Genomic DNA, 15,778 nt, shown 5'->3' with positions numbered 1-15,778 from the left:
ATCATTGCGTTTTGATAACGAAAGGAGTTTTGACATTGAAAAGAGATATTCATCCAACCTCACATGAAGTTGTATTTATGGACGTAAACAGCGGTTACCGCTTTTTGAGTAAATCGACAAAGTCATCCAATGAGACAGTAGAATGGGAAGATGGGAAAACGTATCCTGTCATTAAAGTAGAAACAAGCTCTGATACGCATCCTTTTTATACAGGACGCCAAAAATTCGGAGAAAAAGGCGGAAGAGCCGAGTTGTTTAAGAAAAAGTATCAAATGTAATAAAAAAAGCACACCCTACGGAACTGACCCCATAAGATGAGACAAATAAAAAACACCTTCAAGTTTGAAAATGGATCGTTGTGATCCGAAATAAAACATGGAGGTGTTTTTTCTATGGGGACAAGAGTGAGTTATCCGGTTGAAGTCAAACAGAAGGCTGTAGAAATGAGATTGGCAGGCGTACCTATGAAAGAGATCATGCAGAAATTGAATATCAAGAATAAGACGCAGGTTCAGACATGGGTGAGGTGGCATAAAGCTGGGGATACACACCGGTTCGAACAGCCTGTTGGAAAACAATATACCTATGGAAAGGGTCCCGAGTACTCTTCCGAATTAGAGAGACTGCAGGCAGAAAATCGCTTTTTGAGTCAACAGAATGAAGTTTTAAAAAAGTACAACGAATTGGAAAGGAAGTTGATAAGGAAACGTCAATCAAACTGGTAGAAGAATTGTGCAAAACGATGACGGTACAGGACATCTGTGTCCATTTAGGCATCTTACGTACTTCGTATTATAGATGGAAAAAGGATCTGACTCAGAATCATTCTAAAAGACAACTAGAGAAACAGGTCGGCACGTTGTGCCGAAAGCACAAATATCGATATGGTTATCGAAAAATCACAGCCATACTAAAAATGAGAATGCGTATTAACCATAAAACTGTTCAACGTATCATGCAGAAAAACCAGTGGCAATGCCGGGTTAAAATGAAAAAGCGTAAGAAGAATGGGCAGCCCTATGCCGTGGCCGGTAATATACTGGATCGGAACTTTCAGTCTGATCGCCCTCTTGAAAAACTAGTAACGGACATCACGTATTTGCCTTATGGACAGAAACAATTGTACCTTTCCAGTATATTGGATTTATATAATGGAGAAGTGATTGCTTTTACGATTGGTGATAAGCAGGACACAGACTTTATCTTAAACACACTTAATCAGCTCCCAGCACTGCCTGAGAATTGCGTGTTACATAGCGATCAAGGTTCTGTGTATACATCTTACGAGTATCAGAAAGCTGTTCATATAAAAGGCATTACCATGAGCATGTCCCGTAAAGGGACGCCCGCTGATAATGCCTCCATCGAATCGTTTCATTCCTCACTAAAGTCTGAAACGTTCTATCTTAACAGGATTGACCGCACTACGACCAGCATCGTAGAACGCACTGTCAAAGAATACATTTATTATTATAACAACATTCGTATTCAAACGAAACTAAACAACCAATCATCGATAAACTATCGGCAATTGGCTGTATAAAGGTGTTTTGATCCCTGTCTCAAAAACGGGGGTCAGTCCCTACAATGGTGTGCTTTTTTTACAGCAAGAAACCCCGGATAATCACCCAGGGTTTTAACAATTAATCATTTAAAGCGGTTTTTAAGGTCTTTAGATTTTGTTTCATTAAGCTGACGTAGCTTTCGCCATTTTTGGCATCATCTTCAGTAATAGATTCTAGATTTTTAAGTGTGAGGCTTTTTGCTCCAATTTCACTGCGGATCGTATCTGAGACTTTGCTGCTGACGTTGTTTTCAAAAATCACATATTGAATGTGATGCTTTTCAGCTTTTTGTACAATGCTTTCGAGCTGCTTTTGTGAAGGCTCTTCAGAAGCGGATAACCCTAATACACTGATTTGTTCAATGCCGTAGCGCTTTTCCCAATAACCGTAGGCTGCGTGGGAAACAAGGATTTCTTTATGTTTTGCTTTAGATAACGTTGTGTTGAACTCTTGATCTAGCGATTGCAAATCCTTTTTTAGTTTTTCGTAGTTTTTTGTGTATTCGTCTTTATGATCTGGATCTAATGAAACGAGTGTATCTTTAATGTTTTTCGCCATTTGCTGTGCATAAACAGGGTCTAACCATGCATGAGGATCTTTATCTCCGTGATCGTGTCCATCATGGTCATGATCTTCGCCTTCATGATCGTGATCATGGTCTTCGCCGTCTTCATGTGAATGCTCTTCTTTTGTCGATAACAACTTGATGCCTTCGGCTGCTTTGACTGTTTTCACGCCTTGGTCTTTTAACGTAGAAGCGGTTTTGTCAGCGAATGCTTCAGCGCCTGTGCCGCTGTAGATGAAGGCGTCTCCTTCAGCCATTTCAACCATCGTTTTTGAACTTGGTTCAAAGCTGTGTGCATCTGCATTGGCAGGGTACACGCTTTGCGCATGAACATGAGAACCACCAATTTTTTCAGTGAAATCTTGAATCGGGAAAATTGTGGTGTAAACGGTTAGTTTTCCTTCTGCTTTCCCTTTTGAAGCATTTGTCCCCGCACTGCTTGAGCAAGCGGCAAGACCGATCGCAAATAAAGCAGCTGTTAACATATAAAAGATTTTTTTCATGTGGAAAATGTCTCCTCTCAATCTATTAGATAGAAATGATTACGATTTAATGTCCTGAGTTATTGTATCGTAATAATTACGATTTGAAAAGAGGAAAATAAAAAAATTTCATCAGCAGATGTTTCCTTTTAAAAAAATGCGCTGCAAAACGTGACGAAATTTCTCACATTGTGCTATATTTATTTTTAAAAAAGATAAAGGAATGGACAACGTATGAAACTTTTAGAAGAAATCATCGAATATAATCAACAATTTATTGAAGAAAAGAAATACGAAGAATTTACAACAACGAAGTTTCCACAAAAAAAAGCTGTCGTTCTGTCATGTATGGATACAAGACTTGTCGAGCTGCTTCCACGTGCAATGAACATGAAAAATGGAGATATCAAGATCGTTAAAAGTGCTGGTGCTCTTGTGTCTCATCCATTTGGAAGTATTATGCGAAGCATTTTAGTGGCTGTTTATGAATTAAATGCTGACGAGGTTTATGTCATTGGGCATCATGATTGCGGTATGAGCAAAATAGACAGCCAAACACTTTTAAACAAAGCCATTGAGCGTGGTATTCCAGAAAAACGTATTGAAGTACTGGAATACTCAGGAATCGATTTTAAACAGTGGCTCAAAAGCTTTAGTTCGGTTGAAGAGAGCGTGAAGGACAGTGTGTCCGTTGTGAAAAATCACCCGCTTCTCCCATCAAATGTGCCTGTGCACGGTCTTGTCATTGATCCTGGAACTGGCAAGCTTGACGTAGTCGTCAACGGATATGAAGAAAAATAATTTATTTTTCCTTTTTCGGCGGGACAGGATCGATGCCGCCAGGATGGAGCGGATGACATTTTAAAATCCGTTTGATGGTGAGCCAGCCGCCTTTTAAAGCGCCATGCGTTTTGATCGCTTCTAGCCCATAGTTTGAGCATGTTGGGTAAAACCGGCAGCTAGGCGGTGTAAGAGGGGAAATACATTTTTGATAAAAGCGTATGATGCCGATAAAAATTTGTTTCATAAAGGTTCCTCCTTGTCTATCTTTCACAGTATAAGAAAAAAGGACAAGGAAGGAAAGTTTTATAAACTAAACTGGTCGGAGAAATATGTTATAATATAGGAAATTGCAATTATAGGAGTGGTGATTATGCCTTCAGTTGAAAGCTTTGAACTTGATCATAATGCTGTAAAAGCGCCATACGTTCGTCATTGTGGCGTTCATAAAGTGGGATCAGATGGAGAAGTCAATAAATTTGATATTCGTTTTTGTCAGCCAAACAAACAAGCAATGAAACCTGATACGATTCATACATTAGAGCATTTACTTGCGTTTAACATTAGAACACACTCAGAGAAATACGATCATTTTGATATCATTGATATTTCTCCAATGGGCTGCCAGACAGGATACTATTTAGTGGTCAGTGGTGCACCAACTCCAAAAGAAATCGTTGAACTTCTTGATGCAACATTCAAGGATGCAGTTGAGGTAACAGAGATTCCTGCTGCAAACGAAGAGCAATGCGGTCAAGCGAAGCTTCATGACCTTGAAGGTGCAAAACGTTTGATGCGTTTCTGGCTTTCTCAAGATCAAGAAGAGCTTCTCAAAGTATTTGGTTAATCGATCATAAACCGGACATGATGATGTCCGGTTTTTTTGTATTCGATCATGAGATGTCAAAATAGGGGATATTTGTTAAAATGGACATGTCAGTAAAAGAAGGGGGAACGCGGGATGCGAAAAATGTTGGGAATGATATTGATGCTTTTGTTACTAAGTGCATGTGGGAACTCTGCAGCAAATAGTGGCAAAGGGGAGGTACCTGAGCTATTAGAAGTGAAGCTTACAGGACCTGAACAAGTGGAGAAAAATGAAAGCGTTATAGTAAAAGCAGCTGTCACATATGGTGATACGCCTGTTGATGATGCAGACGATGTTCAATTTGAAGTGTGGAAAGATGGCGATAAGGATAACAGCAAGATGATTCAGCCAAAGAAAGAGAACAAAGGTGTATATGAATTGCATACAGCCTTTAAAAAAGATGGCCTTTATATCATACAAGTCCATGTGACAGCTAAACAGCAGCATAATATGCCAAAGACAAATATCCATGTAGGTGATGTGAAAAAAGAGAGTTCATCTACTGAAGAAGAAACCTCACATCATTAAGTGTCATTTTATTTCGGGTTAGGACGTTGGTTTGGTTCAGCATCCTGTGGTGAATCGATTTTATGCTTATATTCATAAGCCTTCGATGTTGTCCACAACGATAAAAAGACAACGATTGAGATAATGATAAAGCTGATAATTCCAAGTAGCAGCATCTAACTCCCTCCTTATTTCCATATTAACATATATTTCATGCAGTCAAAATAGAAGAAATTCATGGCAGGTTTCAGTATAATAGGAAAAGGGTATTCTCATACTAAATGCAATTACATAAGGAGGAATAAACATGTCTGAAAAATTATTACACGTCGTCAATAAACAAGTAGCAGATTGGACTGTGCTTTACGTAAAATTACATAACTATCACTGGTACGTAAAGGGAAAAGACTTCTTTACACTCCATGAGAAATTTGAGGAACTTTATTCAGAAACAGCGACATACATTGATGATTTGGCTGAGCGTATGCTCGCGTTAAATGGAAAGCCTGTTGCGACAATGAAAGAATGCTTGGAAATTTCTAGCATTCAAGAAGCTGAAGGTAATGAATCAGCGGAGCAAATGGTGAAAAATCTATATGATGATTTCTCCAATATCGCTGAGGAATTAAAGCAAGGAATGGAGCTGGCTGGAGAAGTTGGCGATGAAACAACAGGTGATATGCTGCTTGCGATTCATCAATCTATCGAGAAACACAACTGGATGCTTAAAGCATTTTTAGGATAATACGTATGTGGAAGGAATGTCGATCATGAAGAGATCGACATTCCTTTTTTGTTGGAATCGGGACGGACAGCCCATTGAAATCATAGGGCTTTCAGCCGAAGAGAAAAGAGAAGGGAGGGGAGAAGATGTCTTCTATTGCAGGAATGATGAGTCAGCAAGTCGCGAGCATTCAAAAAACACTTAATATTAGTTTGTTGAATTCACAGCTTGCTACGAATACAGCACAAGCCATGGTCATGCTGGATCAAGTTCAGCAGCAGCCTCAAGCTGTTCAACCAAAGGATTCAGACGCTCGCTTTATTGATGTGAGAGTCTAAAGATGGAAGCCGCCGCACAAGGCGGCTTTTTTTCTTGTCATCACTCTGTCTGATTTAAAAGGCGATGCCTTATTTTTTGTCGTCCAAGCTATTGCGAAGATCTGGCATATAATATTGAGGTAAGGAGTTCCACTCTGAAAGGATGTTGATGCCAAGTGAGCAAGGATTTAGGCATCTTTTCGTTGTTTACAGTCAGTTTGTCAGCGATGGGCTTTCTGTTTGGTGGAGCAGGAAATTTACTGATGATATTAGTAACACTCATGGCCATTGAATTAATTTGTTCAAGCCTAAGAGAATCTTTGACAGGGCAGCTCACAATGAAACGTTTTTCTACACGGCTTGTTCGAAAGATTGTGACGGTCTCCTTAATATCCATGGCGCATTTCTTCGATGTCATGCTGAAGACAAATGGGATGATTAAGGATTTAGCGATCATCTTCTATATTATTTATGAATCTTACCAAATCGTCTCGACAGCCAATGCCCTCGGAATTCCCATTCCACAGTTGTTTATTGATGTGTTGGACATGTTAAAAAATAAATTGCGCAAAAAGCCGTAATTTCTTCATATCTGGTCATACTAAAGGAAAAAGGATGAATCAGATGACGAGACACACATATTATGTATCCGTACAGGATGGGTCGATATCGCAGCATAGAGATGCGGCGGCTTGGCAATTTCAAATAGAAGCAGACGATGATCAAATTTTGCAGCTGAGAGACTATTTCGATGAACAGTATATGACAGATTGGAAAGGCTTCTTTCGAGCGCATGTTCCGTATCTTGAATATCATTATGACAGTCCGAATGATGAAATGGATCGAAAAAGAAAAGAGATATACTCAATGATTTTCGAGCTCGGGAATGAAGAGACAAAGAGCTTTATTGAAACAAATGGATTAATGAATTGAAAAAGCATGTAGAGATTTTCTACATGCTTTTATTTTCGCGGTTGTAAGATGCCTCCGATCAGGTCACTAAGCCCGCCTCTATTCTCTTGCTGAGATGTCTGTGAATTAGTGAATTCATGAGAGGAGTTCTGGCTCTGAGGCTTATAACGGTTATCATCTAAACCAACCCGTAAGCCGGATGTACGCTCAGATGGCTGGATAATGACAATTTGGTCTTGTTCTTGGAACTCAAATAAGTAGGATTCACCAGATGTTTGTCCGATGAGGGTCTTCCAGTTCACATCTAATTTGACCTTCGGTGCTTTACCTGTCCAAGCAACGATGGCGTCAGGGTCTACACGGCAAGGGGCTTTTAAAATGAGCGGGTTTCCATTTGTTTTAATGGCGACCTGCGCCCCGTGGCCTTGATAGGAGAGCTTTGATGTAAACAGTCCTTTCTGTGAAAAAATCCCTACGCCTACTGGTGTCACGCCGTAATGACATTCCTCAGTAAAGGCAAGTAAATCCTCACTTTCTACACTTACATGCTGCCAAGGACCGCTCGGCTCAAGATTAATCACTGTCACGTGCTCGCTGGAATCAGCCAAATAACAAGTACCTTGTCCACTTACTTCCATCACCTCAAGGTTTTCACCTGTCAATTTTCTGCTGATATGGTTAAATACTTGACTGACCATATTTCCTTTGTTCGTACCGAGTAGTCGTTTGCGGTATTGAAACGTACCTTGATCGGCAATCATTGCGCCTTTTTTCGCAAAAAAGATTCCGCTGCCTTCTGCTTGTAAAGTGAGTTCTTCTATCGTGTTGAAATGAAATCCCATTGGTGCCGGCTCCTTTCCTGCGTCAAGATGTGAATCCGTAGATGCGGCATAAGTCATTTAAATCTAGCGTAGTTCCTTGTCCGGTTGCGATGATTTTCCATTCTTCTTCATCTCTTGTGAGTTGAGCGCAAATGATGGAGGTACAATACGAATAATCTTCTGTTAATTGAAAGGTACAAATCTCTTGTTGTGAGATTTGATCAGTCAGATGCACGTAAGCGTTCTCCACTTGTCCAAAATGATGCTTGCGCTCGTGTGCATCATGTATCGTGGCTGTTACAACGATTTTATGAATATTAGGAGAGACTCTGCTTAATTGCATAATGATCATTTCATTGTCTCGATACCCGCCGCCAAATTGATGATCACCAAGATGGCGAACAGCCCCGTCTAAGCTTTGCTGCTGATGATAATAGATCAGATGGCTTGGAGACAACAGTTTGTCCTCTTCATTTAAGAGAAACACTTGCGTATCTAAATCAATTGGCTGGCCAGCCAAATCCCAGCCAAGCCCGATTTGAATTTGGTCGATATTTGGATTGTCTTTAGTTAAATCTAGCTTTTGCCCTTTGATGAGGTGTTTCTTGATCACCTCATGAGGGGCGTCTTCTTTTTCAATTTTACTGGGCGTAAGCGATTGATCTTTTTCTTGTTTTGACCCATTTGTTATCCTCATGCTGTTTTCCTCCTCGTCGTAATAGGACAAACACTAATTGATTTACGTCATTAAGGGATAAAAGGTTTCATGATTAAAATGGGGTGAAGTTGGGGATGATAAAAAGGTTTTAGCAACGATACCTCATTTTAAATACAGACGAAATGAAACCACTCGTTTGTTTCACTTTTGATAAAAATTCTTCAGAGAAATGTGATCTGTGGTATGATGTTTTACAAGAAGCAAGGACAGGATATGAGGGATTTTACATGCATGTATTTAAAGACTATTATCATAATACGGTCAAGCTCTCCTTTGAAGAGAAGCCTTTTTCAAGTCATCCAAAGCATGTTTGGGCCATCTGCCGTTACCAGGGGAAATGGCTGCTCACTGAACATGAGGATCGGGGCTATGAGTTTCCAGGAGGGAAAGTTGAGCCAAATGAAGAAGCAGACCAAGCCGCTATACGTGAGATTCAAGAAGAGACGGGTGCTGTTGTTCGTGAATTAACGTATATTGGCCAATATCAGGTGCTAGGCAGAGAAAAGATCATCGTAAAAAATATTTATTTCGCTGATATTGAAAGGCTAGTGAAGCAAGACACGTATTTTGAAACGAAAGGTCCTGTTCTTTTCGCAGACTTGCCAAGATCCATCGCAAAAAATAAGAATTTCAGTTTTATTATGAAAGATGATGTGTTAAGACAAAGTCTTGCTTATTTAGAAAAGAACGGTTTGATTCGTTAAAAAAAGCGAGCGCAGGGAGACCATCCCTGCGCTTTTTATTTTTGGAGAAAACGGCGTTCGAGCCATTCCACAAGCTGGTACATGATGGTAGCAAACACAGCAATAATGAAAAGACTTAAGAACACGAGTGTAAAGTTGAAGACTTGAAAGCCGTATATGATCATGTAGCCAAGCCCTTTTGAGGATACAAGAAATTCCCCTACAATGACCCCAACCCAAGAAAGACCAACATTCACTTTGATGGCAGAAATCATCGTTGGAATACTAGCTGGCAAAATGACCTCACGAAAGACGACGCTTTTTTTCGCGCCAAAGGTTTTCATCACCTTTAAATAATTCTCATCGACCTCTTGAAAGGCAGTGTAAATGACGATCGTCGTAATGATCACACTAATGATCGCACCCATGGCGACGATGCTAATCATACCAGGTCCAAGGGCAACAATTAAAATGGGGGCGAGGGCAACTTTTGGCATGGCATTTAAAATAACTAAATAAGGATCAAGAACGTTTGCTAATCGGGTAGACCACCATAAGGCGGCAGCGAGCAAAATGCCGCAAAAGGTACCAAGTAGAAAACCGAGCACCGTTTCAAATAATGTAATACTCATATGATTCATTAAAGAACCATCTTGAATTTTTTGCACAAACAATTGGCAGACCGCAGATGGTGAACTGAAAATAAGCGGATCAATGAACCTGAAATGACTGGCAAGCTCCCAAAGCGAAAAGAAGCTGGCGAATATGATGAGCTGATAGATACGTGTGATCCGTTTTTCCATTCGGTATTTTTTGCGATAGGCTTCATGTAAAAGGTCACTGTGTTTCAACTGTTTTCAGCTCCTTCCAAATCGTTTGAAAGAGCTCTTGGAAATGCGGGGTCTGTCTCGCTTCAAAAGGAGAGAGAGCCCTTATGTCGTCTGGAACGGTAAAGATTCGCTGGATAGAGCCTGGATGTTTTGAGAATAAGAAAATGCGGTCACTCATCGCAATGGCTTCGCCAATGTCATGTGTCACAAGGACTGCTGTTTTTTGATAGTCTTTTAATGTGTGAAAGACGAGATCTTCTAATGTGAGTTTGGTTTGGTAGTCTAGCGCTGAAAATGGCTCATCTAGTAAAAGCAGACCGGGATCAACTGCAAGCGTTCGGGCGAGAGCCGCACGCTGCCTCATTCCGCCAGACAGCTCCTTCGGATATTTTTCCTCGACTTCAGGCAGTCCAAGCTTTGGCAGTAAATCAAGGGCAGCTGAGGTGGCCTCATGCGAATCTTGTTTCGCAATTTTTAACCCGAGAATGACATTTTCCTTGATGGTCTTCCAAGGAAACAAATAATCTTGCTGGAGCATATAGCCGATTTGATGCTCCTGTTGATTTGGTTCTTTTCCTTCGATTAAAATTCGACCTTCAGAGGGCGGCGTAATTCCTGCGATGATAGACAGCAAGGTGGTTTTTCCGCAGCCGCTGGGACCAATAAATGAGATGAATTCACCTTGGTCAATCTCCATATTGATGTGCTGTATAGCTGTTGTTTTTTCTTTTAAAGAGAAGTACGTATGGGTCACATGGTCAATTTGAAGGAAAGACATGTGCTACCTCCTATTCTATTTGTGATCTGTGACCTTCTTTGCAATGGATGAATCGACAAGTTGTTTGTACGGGATAAATTCCGGCAATTCACCGCTCTCCTTCATGATTTCCTGCAATTTGTTCCATTCTTCTTCATTTAGAAGGGGATCTGTTGCATAGGAATCTTGCTGTTTGTAGCGTTTGATGGCAGTTGATAAGACTTCAAGATCTGTATCAGGAAAATGAGACTGAATGGCCTTTGCGATCTCCTCAGGCTGCTTGGCTTCTACCCATTTCTGCGCTTTGTAAATGGCTCGGATGAAGGCTTCAGCGGTCTCTTTGTTTTCCTCTAAGTAACTCTTCTTTGCCATGAAGGTGGTATATGGCACCTTGCCAGAAGCTTCTCCAAAGGAGGCGGTAATGTACCCTTTCCCTTCTTTTTCGAGTAAGGAAGCGGTCGGTTCGAATAACTGTACAAAATCGCCAGTTCCAGAGGAGAACGCACCTGAAATGTTGGCAAAATCAATATTTTGAATCATACGAAGATCCTTTTTTACATCAATGCCTTCTTTTTTCAAGACATATTCACCAACCATTTGCGGCATGCCGCCTTTCCGCTGTCCTAAGAAGTCTTTTCCTTTTAATTGATCCCAAGAGAATTGGTTTACTTTCTCCCTTGAAACAAGAAATGTGCCGTCTGTTTGTGTCAGCTGTGCAAAGTTTATGACAGAATCCTTTGTGTCTTGAGCCTCTACATAGATAGAGGATTCAGACCCGGTCAGGGCGATATCAGCACCGCCTGATAAGAGAGCTGTCATCGTTTTATCGCCGCCCCAAGTGGTTTTTAGTTCAACCTCCAGGCCTTCTTCTTTGAAGAAATCCTCTGATAAGGCGACATATAGCGGAGCATAAAAGACCGAATGGGTCACCTCGGCTACTTGTACGGTCTGCTCCTGTTCTTTTTTACAGGCGACAAATGGAATAAAGAGCAGGACGACGACGATGAATGCCAGTCTGACTTTGATGGAACGATTCAAGAGTAATTCGCCTCCTTTGTTCTAGATCACTATTAAAGTATGTGAAAAGGGATTTTTGGTGAGTGCCTAGATGAAAATAAGAAGCGCATTGTTTATTTATAGAACGCGTCTTTTTTTCTATACTAGAGGCATGAAGGCTTTCTTGAATTTGGCAGAAATAAAGGAGCGGTTTCGTGTATAGATTGAGTTGGGTATTTATTGGATGGTATTTAGTAGGTCTGATCTTAATGGTCTTTTTTGAAGTGCCAGCATGGCTTCAGTTTGCAAACGGAATCTTTCTTGTGCTGTATGCTTGCTGCGTCATAGAGATTGGGCGACAGATTTATGGGTCATGGGGGTTTGTCATCAAAAGGGCAGCCATTGTCGGGGTGCTTACATTTACGGTGGAGTGGGTAGGGATCACAACGGGGTTCCCATTTGGGGCCTATGACTATTATCCGACGCTAGGTTTTCTAGTGGCGGGGGTACCGTTAACCATTGCATTTGCTTGGGTTGGCGTGTTTTTAAACAGCCTTTGTTTATCCAGTCAGCAGTCAAAGTGGAGACGAGCCGTCGAAACGGGAATATGGATTGTGTTGCTTGACCTCATATTAGATCCAGTAGCAGCTGAGCGGAAGTTTTGGGTGTGGTATGACGGCGGTGGGTTTTATGGTATCCCTTTTGAGAATTTTGTGAGCTGGGGTATGATTGGAGCAGGACTTTCATTTCTTTTCCCGCTTGTCTCAATTGATCAAAAGGCACTCAGCTGGACGAGTCGTATTTATCAGGCGATGGTGTTCTTTTTTGGTCTTTTGGCATTAAAGGGCGGACTCGATGTCATATTTTATTTAGCACTGATCATTGTCATTTTGTGTGAAGGAAGGGTTCGATTTGAAAGAAAGCGACAAAAGCCGATCGTTTAGACGTCTATTTTCACTTTATCTAGAGCGATATTTACTCCATAAGCATTTCCGCTGTGTCATGATGAAAGGTTCGGTGGACCCGAAGGAAAACCTGCCTGTTCTTTATCTCGCCAATCATAGCTCATGGTGGGATGGACTGATCATTTTTCTTTTAACAGAAAAGGTGTCTGAACTTGATCACTACATGATGATGGAAGAGAAGCAGCTGAAGCAATATGCTTTTTTCCGAAAGCTTGGAGCGTTTCCAGTTCATAAAGAGAATCTGAAAAGTGTGAAGCAAGCATTAATGACTGCAAGAGAGAACATGCAGGATGGCGGAGTGGTATGGCTTTTTCCACAGGGGAAAATTATGCACCAGGATGTGCGGCCGCTTCAACTGGAAGGAGGGGCTTCTTTTTTAGTGAGGCAATTTGAGCAAGTCGTGGTGAAGCCTGTAACCTTGCAGTATACATTTAATCAATTTCAAAAGCCGACAGTTTCTGTTGTGTTCGGTGATGATGCCATCGTATCTGGAAGCTCCCTGCGAAGCAAGGATGTGACGCGTATACTTGGCGATCTGCTTGAAACGCAGTTAAACAGGCATCAAGCACAGGTCATTGCGGATCCTGATTTTTCAATAAACGAAGAATTTAAACAGATCACAAGGACAAGTCAGTCAACAAGTGATGCGTTTGATTCTTTTAAAAAGTGGGTGAGAACATGGCGCTCTTCTTAACTGTAATCAGTGTGCTGTTGCTTTGTCAGTTTCTATTCACCATATGGAATATGAAGCAGTTCCCTGTGTTAAAGCCCGCTTCCTTTTCGCCAGATGAACCCATTTCGTTATCGATCTTGATTCCGGCTAGAAATGAGGAGAAACGGATAGAAGCCTGTCTTCAGTCGATCGTTGATCAACGTCTTTATCCGAAAGAGGTGATTGTACTTGATGATCATTCGACCGATCAGACAAGAGCGATTGTGGAGCGCTTCTCACAAACATATCCATGGATTCGTGTGCAGTCAGGCCGGCCATTAAAGCCAGGCTGGCTAGGAAAATCATACGCCTGTTCTCAGCTCGCTGAGGTGACAGCATCTGATTGGCTGTTATTTTTAGATGCGGATGTCCGGTTGAAACGGGGAGCAATTGAAGCTGTGTACGAGCAGTTATGCGCGCAAAAAACGGGCATGCTGTCAGGCTTCCCAGAGCAAAAAACAGGAACATTCTTTGAGCATCTTGTCGTTCCCATGATGATGTTTACGATTGGCTGTCATCTGCCTGTGAAGTGGGTCAGAAAATCAAAGAATCCGGCTTTTGCCGCCGCACATGGAGGCTTTATTGCCATTGAAAAGAATTGCTATCACGACATAGGCGGGCATGAAGCGATTAAGGATTCGCTAGTGGATGATATGGCATTGGCTAAACGGGTGAAGGAACAAGGCTTTCCGTTCACACTTGCAAGCATTCATCCGTTTGTGTATATGAGAATGTATGAGAGTGGACAAGAGGTATGGGAAGGTTACAGAAAAAATTTGTTTCCAGGTGTCAATCGAAGCATTGCTTTGTTAAGCAGTGTCTTTTGTTTATACACCCTGCTTTATTTGGCTCCAATCATTTGCTTGATGGTGGCTTTGCTAAAGCTGGATGTGCTTAGTATATGCTTAGCCATTCTTTGCTACGGACTAGGTGTGTCGATCAAAGCGGCAATTGATATTGAGAACGGAAGAACATCTGCAATGGCCTTTTTATTACCGGTCAGTATTTTGAGTCTGATCGCCATTGGCTTTGCTTCTATGAAAATCGGGCTGAAAAAAGAAGGGTATGAATGGAAAGGGAGAAGGTACGAATGAAAAAAGTGATCATCATCGGCGGCGGGCTTGGCGGATTATCAGCAGCGATCCGCTTACAGTCACGCGGGATTCAGGTCACCATATTAGAAAAAGAAGCAGCTTTAGGCGGGAAATTGCAGCGCCATCAGGAGGCTGGCTATTCTTTTGATCTAGGACCGAGTACCATTACAATGAAGTCATACTTTGAGGAAGTATTTGCTTCCTGTCATAGACGGATGGAGGATTACGTCACATTTTATCCGATTTCTCCTCTGACCAAAAATGTTTTTTCAGATGGACATACGGTCGAATTTACGCCGAATATTGAGCAGATGGAATCACAAATTGCAGCATTCAGTCCTGAAGATGCGAAGCAATACCGTGCATTTTTACAGGAATCAAAGATGCTTTTTCAACAGGCTGAGGATCAGTTTTTAAATCGTTTGTTATTGACGTGGAAGGATAAGGCGGATGTAAAGCTCGTGAAAGCACTTCTCTCTGTCAAACCGTTTACAACCGTTCAACGCTTGCTGCGTCAATATTTCCATCATCCGCATACATTGGCGATGTTTGGACGGTATGCTACATACATCGGCTCTTCTCCCTATGAGGCTCCGGCTATTTTTAATATGATGGCGTATTTAGAAGGGGAGAAAGGGATATATGGCATAAAGGGCGGTACATATCGTTTAGTTGAAGCATTTGAGACTTTGGCAAAGGAATTAGGCGTACAGATTCATCTGAATGAACAAGTCAACAAGATTCATGTGAAGGACCGGCGAATCAAAGGAGTAGAAACGGCTCACCAGATGTATGAAGCAGATCAAGTCATTGCCGGAGCGGACGCGCTGACTGTCTACCGCCATCTGATTGATGAAAAAGACCGTCCAAGCTTTTTAAATCAAAAGCTTGCTGCCATTGAACCGTCACTATCTGGCTTTGTTCTCTTATTAGGTGTACCTAAAGTCTATGAACAGCTGTCCCATCACAATGTGTTTTTCCCAGAGAATTATGAGCAAGAATTCAAGGATATTTTTCAGAAAAAACAACTGCCTCAGGATCCAACGCTTTACATATGTTATTCAGGTCATTCAGAACCAGCTTTAAGCGGAGGACCGGGAAGAAGCAACTTGTTTGTACTGGCGAATGCGCCTTATGTGACAAAAGAGCAAGATTGGGACATGCTAAAGGAGACATACCCGCAGCATATGAAAACAAAATTAAAGGAAAAGGGTCTCTTTGATCTGGATAATGTGGCCGAATATGAAGCGGTTCAAACTCCGCTTGATCTGCAGCAGAAAACGGGCGCATATCATGGAGCCATTTATGGTATGTCTTCCAACTCGTTCAAGCAGGCGTTCTTCCGCATCAATAATCAGTCAAAGGACATTGAAGGACTTTGGTTTGTTGGAGGAACGAGTCATCCAGGCGGCGGCACGCCGATGGTGACTAAATCAGGCCAGCTTGTGGCAGAAGCGATTATCAAGCATTTGACGTAAGAAC

Annotated in this window: 22 protein-coding genes; 14 read left to right on the top strand and 8 right to left on the bottom strand. The window is 41.6% G+C overall.

All coding sequences use genetic code 11. From position 1 onward, the window contains the following. Nucleotides 1–35 precede the first annotated feature (35 nt). Both MKY83_RS14565 and MKY83_RS14560 read left to right on the top strand, forming a co-directional pair. A complete protein-coding gene (locus MKY83_RS14565) occupies nt 36–278 on the top strand; it encodes a type B 50S ribosomal protein L31 (RefSeq protein ID WP_003217579.1) in 243 nt (80 codons plus the stop codon). A 114-nt stretch (nt 279–392) separates the two neighbouring features. Next, nucleotides 393–1,543 (top strand): IS3 family transposase gene (locus tag MKY83_RS14560; RefSeq protein ID WP_342487442.1). Its coding sequence is split into 2 segments (ribosomal slippage): nt 393–666 and nt 666–1,543, totalling 1,152 coding nucleotides; the frame shifts between segments, so codons are not numbered across the junction. Between the two features lie 100 nt (nt 1,544–1,643). Here MKY83_RS14560 and MKY83_RS14555 read toward each other — a convergent pair. Beyond that, nucleotides 1,644–2,633, bottom strand: a complete 990-nt coding sequence (locus MKY83_RS14555; protein ID WP_342487441.1) for a zinc ABC transporter substrate-binding protein — start codon at nt 2,631–2,633, stop codon at nt 1,644–1,646. Nucleotides 2,634–2,846: 213 nt separating this feature from the next. Between MKY83_RS14555 and MKY83_RS14550 the strand changes: the two genes are divergently transcribed. After that, complete coding sequence (locus MKY83_RS14550) at nt 2,847–3,413, top strand: carbonic anhydrase (RefSeq protein ID WP_044142136.1); 567 nt, start codon at nt 2,847–2,849, stop codon at nt 3,411–3,413. Between the two features lies 1 nt (nt 3,414). On the opposite strand, the gene yidD is transcribed toward MKY83_RS14550, so the two are convergent. Beyond that, nucleotides 3,415–3,639, bottom strand: coding sequence for a membrane protein insertion efficiency factor YidD (gene yidD / locus MKY83_RS14545; RefSeq protein WP_003217666.1), 225 nt, complete (start codon nt 3,637–3,639; stop codon nt 3,415–3,417). Nucleotides 3,640–3,765: 126 nt separating this feature from the next. Between yidD and MKY83_RS14540 the strand changes: the two genes are divergently transcribed. After that, complete coding sequence (locus MKY83_RS14540) at nt 3,766–4,239, top strand: S-ribosylhomocysteine lyase (protein WP_003217624.1); 474 nt, start codon at nt 3,766–3,768, stop codon at nt 4,237–4,239. Between the two features lie 114 nt (nt 4,240–4,353). Further along, on the top strand, nt 4,354–4,788 hold the full coding sequence (locus MKY83_RS14535) for a FixH family protein (protein WP_126741765.1): 435 nt from the start codon (nt 4,354–4,356) through the stop codon (nt 4,786–4,788). A gap of 8 nt (nt 4,789–4,796) precedes the next feature. Here MKY83_RS14535 and ytzI read toward each other — a convergent pair whose 3' ends face one another. After that, a complete protein-coding gene (gene ytzI, locus MKY83_RS14530) occupies nt 4,797–4,943 on the bottom strand; it encodes a YtzI protein (RefSeq protein ID WP_034665318.1) in 147 nt (48 codons plus the stop codon). Between the two features lie 131 nt (nt 4,944–5,074). Between ytzI and MKY83_RS14525 the strand changes: the two genes are divergently transcribed. The 4 genes from MKY83_RS14525 to MKY83_RS14510 all read left to right on the top strand — a co-directional run bounded on the left by MKY83_RS14525 (nt 5,075) and on the right by MKY83_RS14510 (nt 6,741). Beyond that, nucleotides 5,075–5,512 (top strand): Dps family protein, encoded by a 438-nt coding sequence (locus tag MKY83_RS14525; protein ID WP_126741764.1) that lies wholly within the window; start codon nt 5,075–5,077, stop codon nt 5,510–5,512. A 125-nt stretch (nt 5,513–5,637) separates the two neighbouring features. Next, nucleotides 5,638–5,829 (top strand): hypothetical protein, encoded by a 192-nt coding sequence (locus tag MKY83_RS14520; protein ID WP_003217712.1) that lies wholly within the window; start codon nt 5,638–5,640, stop codon nt 5,827–5,829. A gap of 155 nt (nt 5,830–5,984) precedes the next feature. After that, the gene (locus tag MKY83_RS14515; RefSeq protein WP_044142140.1) at nt 5,985–6,389 is read left to right on the top strand and encodes a phage holin family protein; all 405 of its coding nucleotides are present in this window, start codon (nt 5,985–5,987) and stop codon (nt 6,387–6,389) included. Between the two features lie 43 nt (nt 6,390–6,432). Next, nucleotides 6,433–6,741 (top strand): hypothetical protein, encoded by a 309-nt coding sequence (locus MKY83_RS14510; RefSeq protein ID WP_044142141.1) that lies wholly within the window; start codon nt 6,433–6,435, stop codon nt 6,739–6,741. 29 nt (nt 6,742–6,770) lie between these two features. Here the strand turns inward: MKY83_RS14510 and MKY83_RS14505 are convergent, their stop codons facing one another. Next, nucleotides 6,771–7,562: an AIM24 family protein gene (locus MKY83_RS14505; protein WP_278176199.1), complete on the bottom strand. Its 792-nt coding sequence runs from the start codon at nt 7,560–7,562 to the stop codon at nt 6,771–6,773. A gap of 22 nt (nt 7,563–7,584) precedes the next feature. Further along, a complete protein-coding gene (locus MKY83_RS14500; RefSeq protein ID WP_065098661.1) occupies nt 7,585–8,238 on the bottom strand; it encodes a TerD family protein in 654 nt (217 codons plus the stop codon). A gap of 248 nt (nt 8,239–8,486) precedes the next feature. On the opposite strand from MKY83_RS14500, the gene ytkD reads away from it, so the two are divergent. Next, nucleotides 8,487–8,963, top strand: coding sequence for an RNA deprotection pyrophosphohydrolase (gene ytkD / locus MKY83_RS14495; protein ID WP_044142144.1), 477 nt, complete (start codon nt 8,487–8,489; stop codon nt 8,961–8,963). Nucleotides 8,964–8,998: 35 nt separating this feature from the next. Here the strand turns inward: ytkD and MKY83_RS14490 are convergent, their stop codons facing one another. Genes MKY83_RS14490 through MKY83_RS14480 form a run of 3 tightly spaced genes read right to left on the bottom strand, consistent with a single transcriptional unit; the run spans nt 8,999 to nt 11,567 of the window. After that, the gene (locus MKY83_RS14490) at nt 8,999–9,793 is read right to left on the bottom strand and encodes an ABC transporter permease (protein ID WP_003217647.1); all 795 of its coding nucleotides are present in this window, start codon (nt 9,791–9,793) and stop codon (nt 8,999–9,001) included. Further along, on the bottom strand, nt 9,780–10,550 hold the full coding sequence (locus MKY83_RS14485; protein ID WP_044142147.1) for an ABC transporter ATP-binding protein: 771 nt from the start codon (nt 10,548–10,550) through the stop codon (nt 9,780–9,782). The genes MKY83_RS14490 and MKY83_RS14485 overlap by 14 nt, the downstream gene beginning before the upstream one ends. A gap of 15 nt (nt 10,551–10,565) precedes the next feature. After that, nucleotides 10,566–11,567 (bottom strand): ABC transporter substrate-binding protein, encoded by a 1,002-nt coding sequence (locus MKY83_RS14480; protein ID WP_126741762.1) that lies wholly within the window; start codon nt 11,565–11,567, stop codon nt 10,566–10,568. Between the two features lie 173 nt (nt 11,568–11,740). Between MKY83_RS14480 and MKY83_RS14475 the strand changes: the two genes are divergently transcribed. From MKY83_RS14475 to crtI, 4 genes are read left to right on the top strand one after another with little or no spacing between them, the layout of a single operon-like run. After that, nucleotides 11,741–12,469, top strand: coding sequence for a carotenoid biosynthesis protein (locus MKY83_RS14475; protein WP_268485082.1), 729 nt, complete (start codon nt 11,741–11,743; stop codon nt 12,467–12,469). Continuing rightward, the gene (locus MKY83_RS14470) at nt 12,438–13,184 is read left to right on the top strand and encodes a lysophospholipid acyltransferase family protein (RefSeq protein ID WP_342487440.1); all 747 of its coding nucleotides are present in this window, start codon (nt 12,438–12,440) and stop codon (nt 13,182–13,184) included. The genes MKY83_RS14475 and MKY83_RS14470 overlap by 32 nt, the downstream gene beginning before the upstream one ends. Then, nucleotides 13,169–14,296 carry a glycosyltransferase gene (locus MKY83_RS14465; RefSeq protein ID WP_065098656.1) on the top strand — a complete coding sequence of 376 codons (1,128 nt, stop codon included), beginning with the start codon at nt 13,169–13,171 and terminating at the stop codon, nt 14,294–14,296. Before MKY83_RS14470 ends, MKY83_RS14465 begins: the two co-directional genes overlap by 16 nt. Next, a complete protein-coding gene (gene crtI, locus MKY83_RS14460; RefSeq protein ID WP_342487439.1) occupies nt 14,293–15,774 on the top strand; it encodes a phytoene desaturase family protein in 1,482 nt (493 codons plus the stop codon). The genes MKY83_RS14465 and crtI overlap by 4 nt, the downstream gene beginning before the upstream one ends. Nucleotides 15,775–15,778: the final 4 nt, after the last annotated feature.

Source organism: Bacillus sp. FSL M8-0266, assembly GCF_038613425.1.
Classification (GTDB): Bacteria; Bacillota; Bacilli; order Bacillales; family Bacillaceae; genus Bacillus; species Bacillus pumilus.
Note: the sequence above shows the minus strand (reverse complement) of the source record. Positions and strands in the feature narration are given on the sequence as shown.

Bases quoted from the DNA above. Each gene is read 5' to 3' on its own strand.
- MKY83_RS14485 (WP_044142147.1), bottom strand. From the start codon at position 10,550: ATGTCTTTCCTTCAAATTGACCATGTGACCCATACGTACTTCTCTTTA.
- MKY83_RS14535 (WP_126741765.1), top strand. From the start codon at position 4,354: ATGCGAAAAATGTTGGGAATGATATTGATGCTTTTGTTACTAAGTGCA.
- MKY83_RS14505 (WP_278176199.1), bottom strand. From the start codon at position 7,562: ATGGGATTTCATTTCAACACGATAGAAGAACTCACTTTACAAGCAGAA.
- MKY83_RS14465 (WP_065098656.1), top strand. From the start codon at position 13,169: ATGGCGCTCTTCTTAACTGTAATCAGTGTGCTGTTGCTTTGTCAGTTT.
- MKY83_RS14500 (WP_065098661.1), bottom strand. From the start codon at position 8,238: ATGAGGATAACAAATGGGTCAAAACAAGAAAAAGATCAATCGCTTACG.
- crtI (WP_342487439.1), top strand. From the start codon at position 14,293: ATGAAAAAAGTGATCATCATCGGCGGCGGGCTTGGCGGATTATCAGCA.
- ytzI (WP_034665318.1), bottom strand. From the start codon at position 4,943: ATGCTGCTACTTGGAATTATCAGCTTTATCATTATCTCAATCGTTGTC.
- MKY83_RS14520 (WP_003217712.1), top strand. From the start codon at position 5,638: ATGTCTTCTATTGCAGGAATGATGAGTCAGCAAGTCGCGAGCATTCAA.
- MKY83_RS14540 (WP_003217624.1), top strand. From the start codon at position 3,766: ATGCCTTCAGTTGAAAGCTTTGAACTTGATCATAATGCTGTAAAAGCG.
- yidD (WP_003217666.1), bottom strand. From the start codon at position 3,639: ATGAAACAAATTTTTATCGGCATCATACGCTTTTATCAAAAATGTATT.
- ytkD (WP_044142144.1), top strand. From the start codon at position 8,487: ATGCATGTATTTAAAGACTATTATCATAATACGGTCAAGCTCTCCTTT.
- MKY83_RS14555 (WP_342487441.1), bottom strand. From the start codon at position 2,633: ATGAAAAAAATCTTTTATATGTTAACAGCTGCTTTATTTGCGATCGGT.
- MKY83_RS14525 (WP_126741764.1), top strand. From the start codon at position 5,075: ATGTCTGAAAAATTATTACACGTCGTCAATAAACAAGTAGCAGATTGG.
- MKY83_RS14550 (WP_044142136.1), top strand. From the start codon at position 2,847: ATGAAACTTTTAGAAGAAATCATCGAATATAATCAACAATTTATTGAA.
- MKY83_RS14510 (WP_044142141.1), top strand. From the start codon at position 6,433: ATGACGAGACACACATATTATGTATCCGTACAGGATGGGTCGATATCG.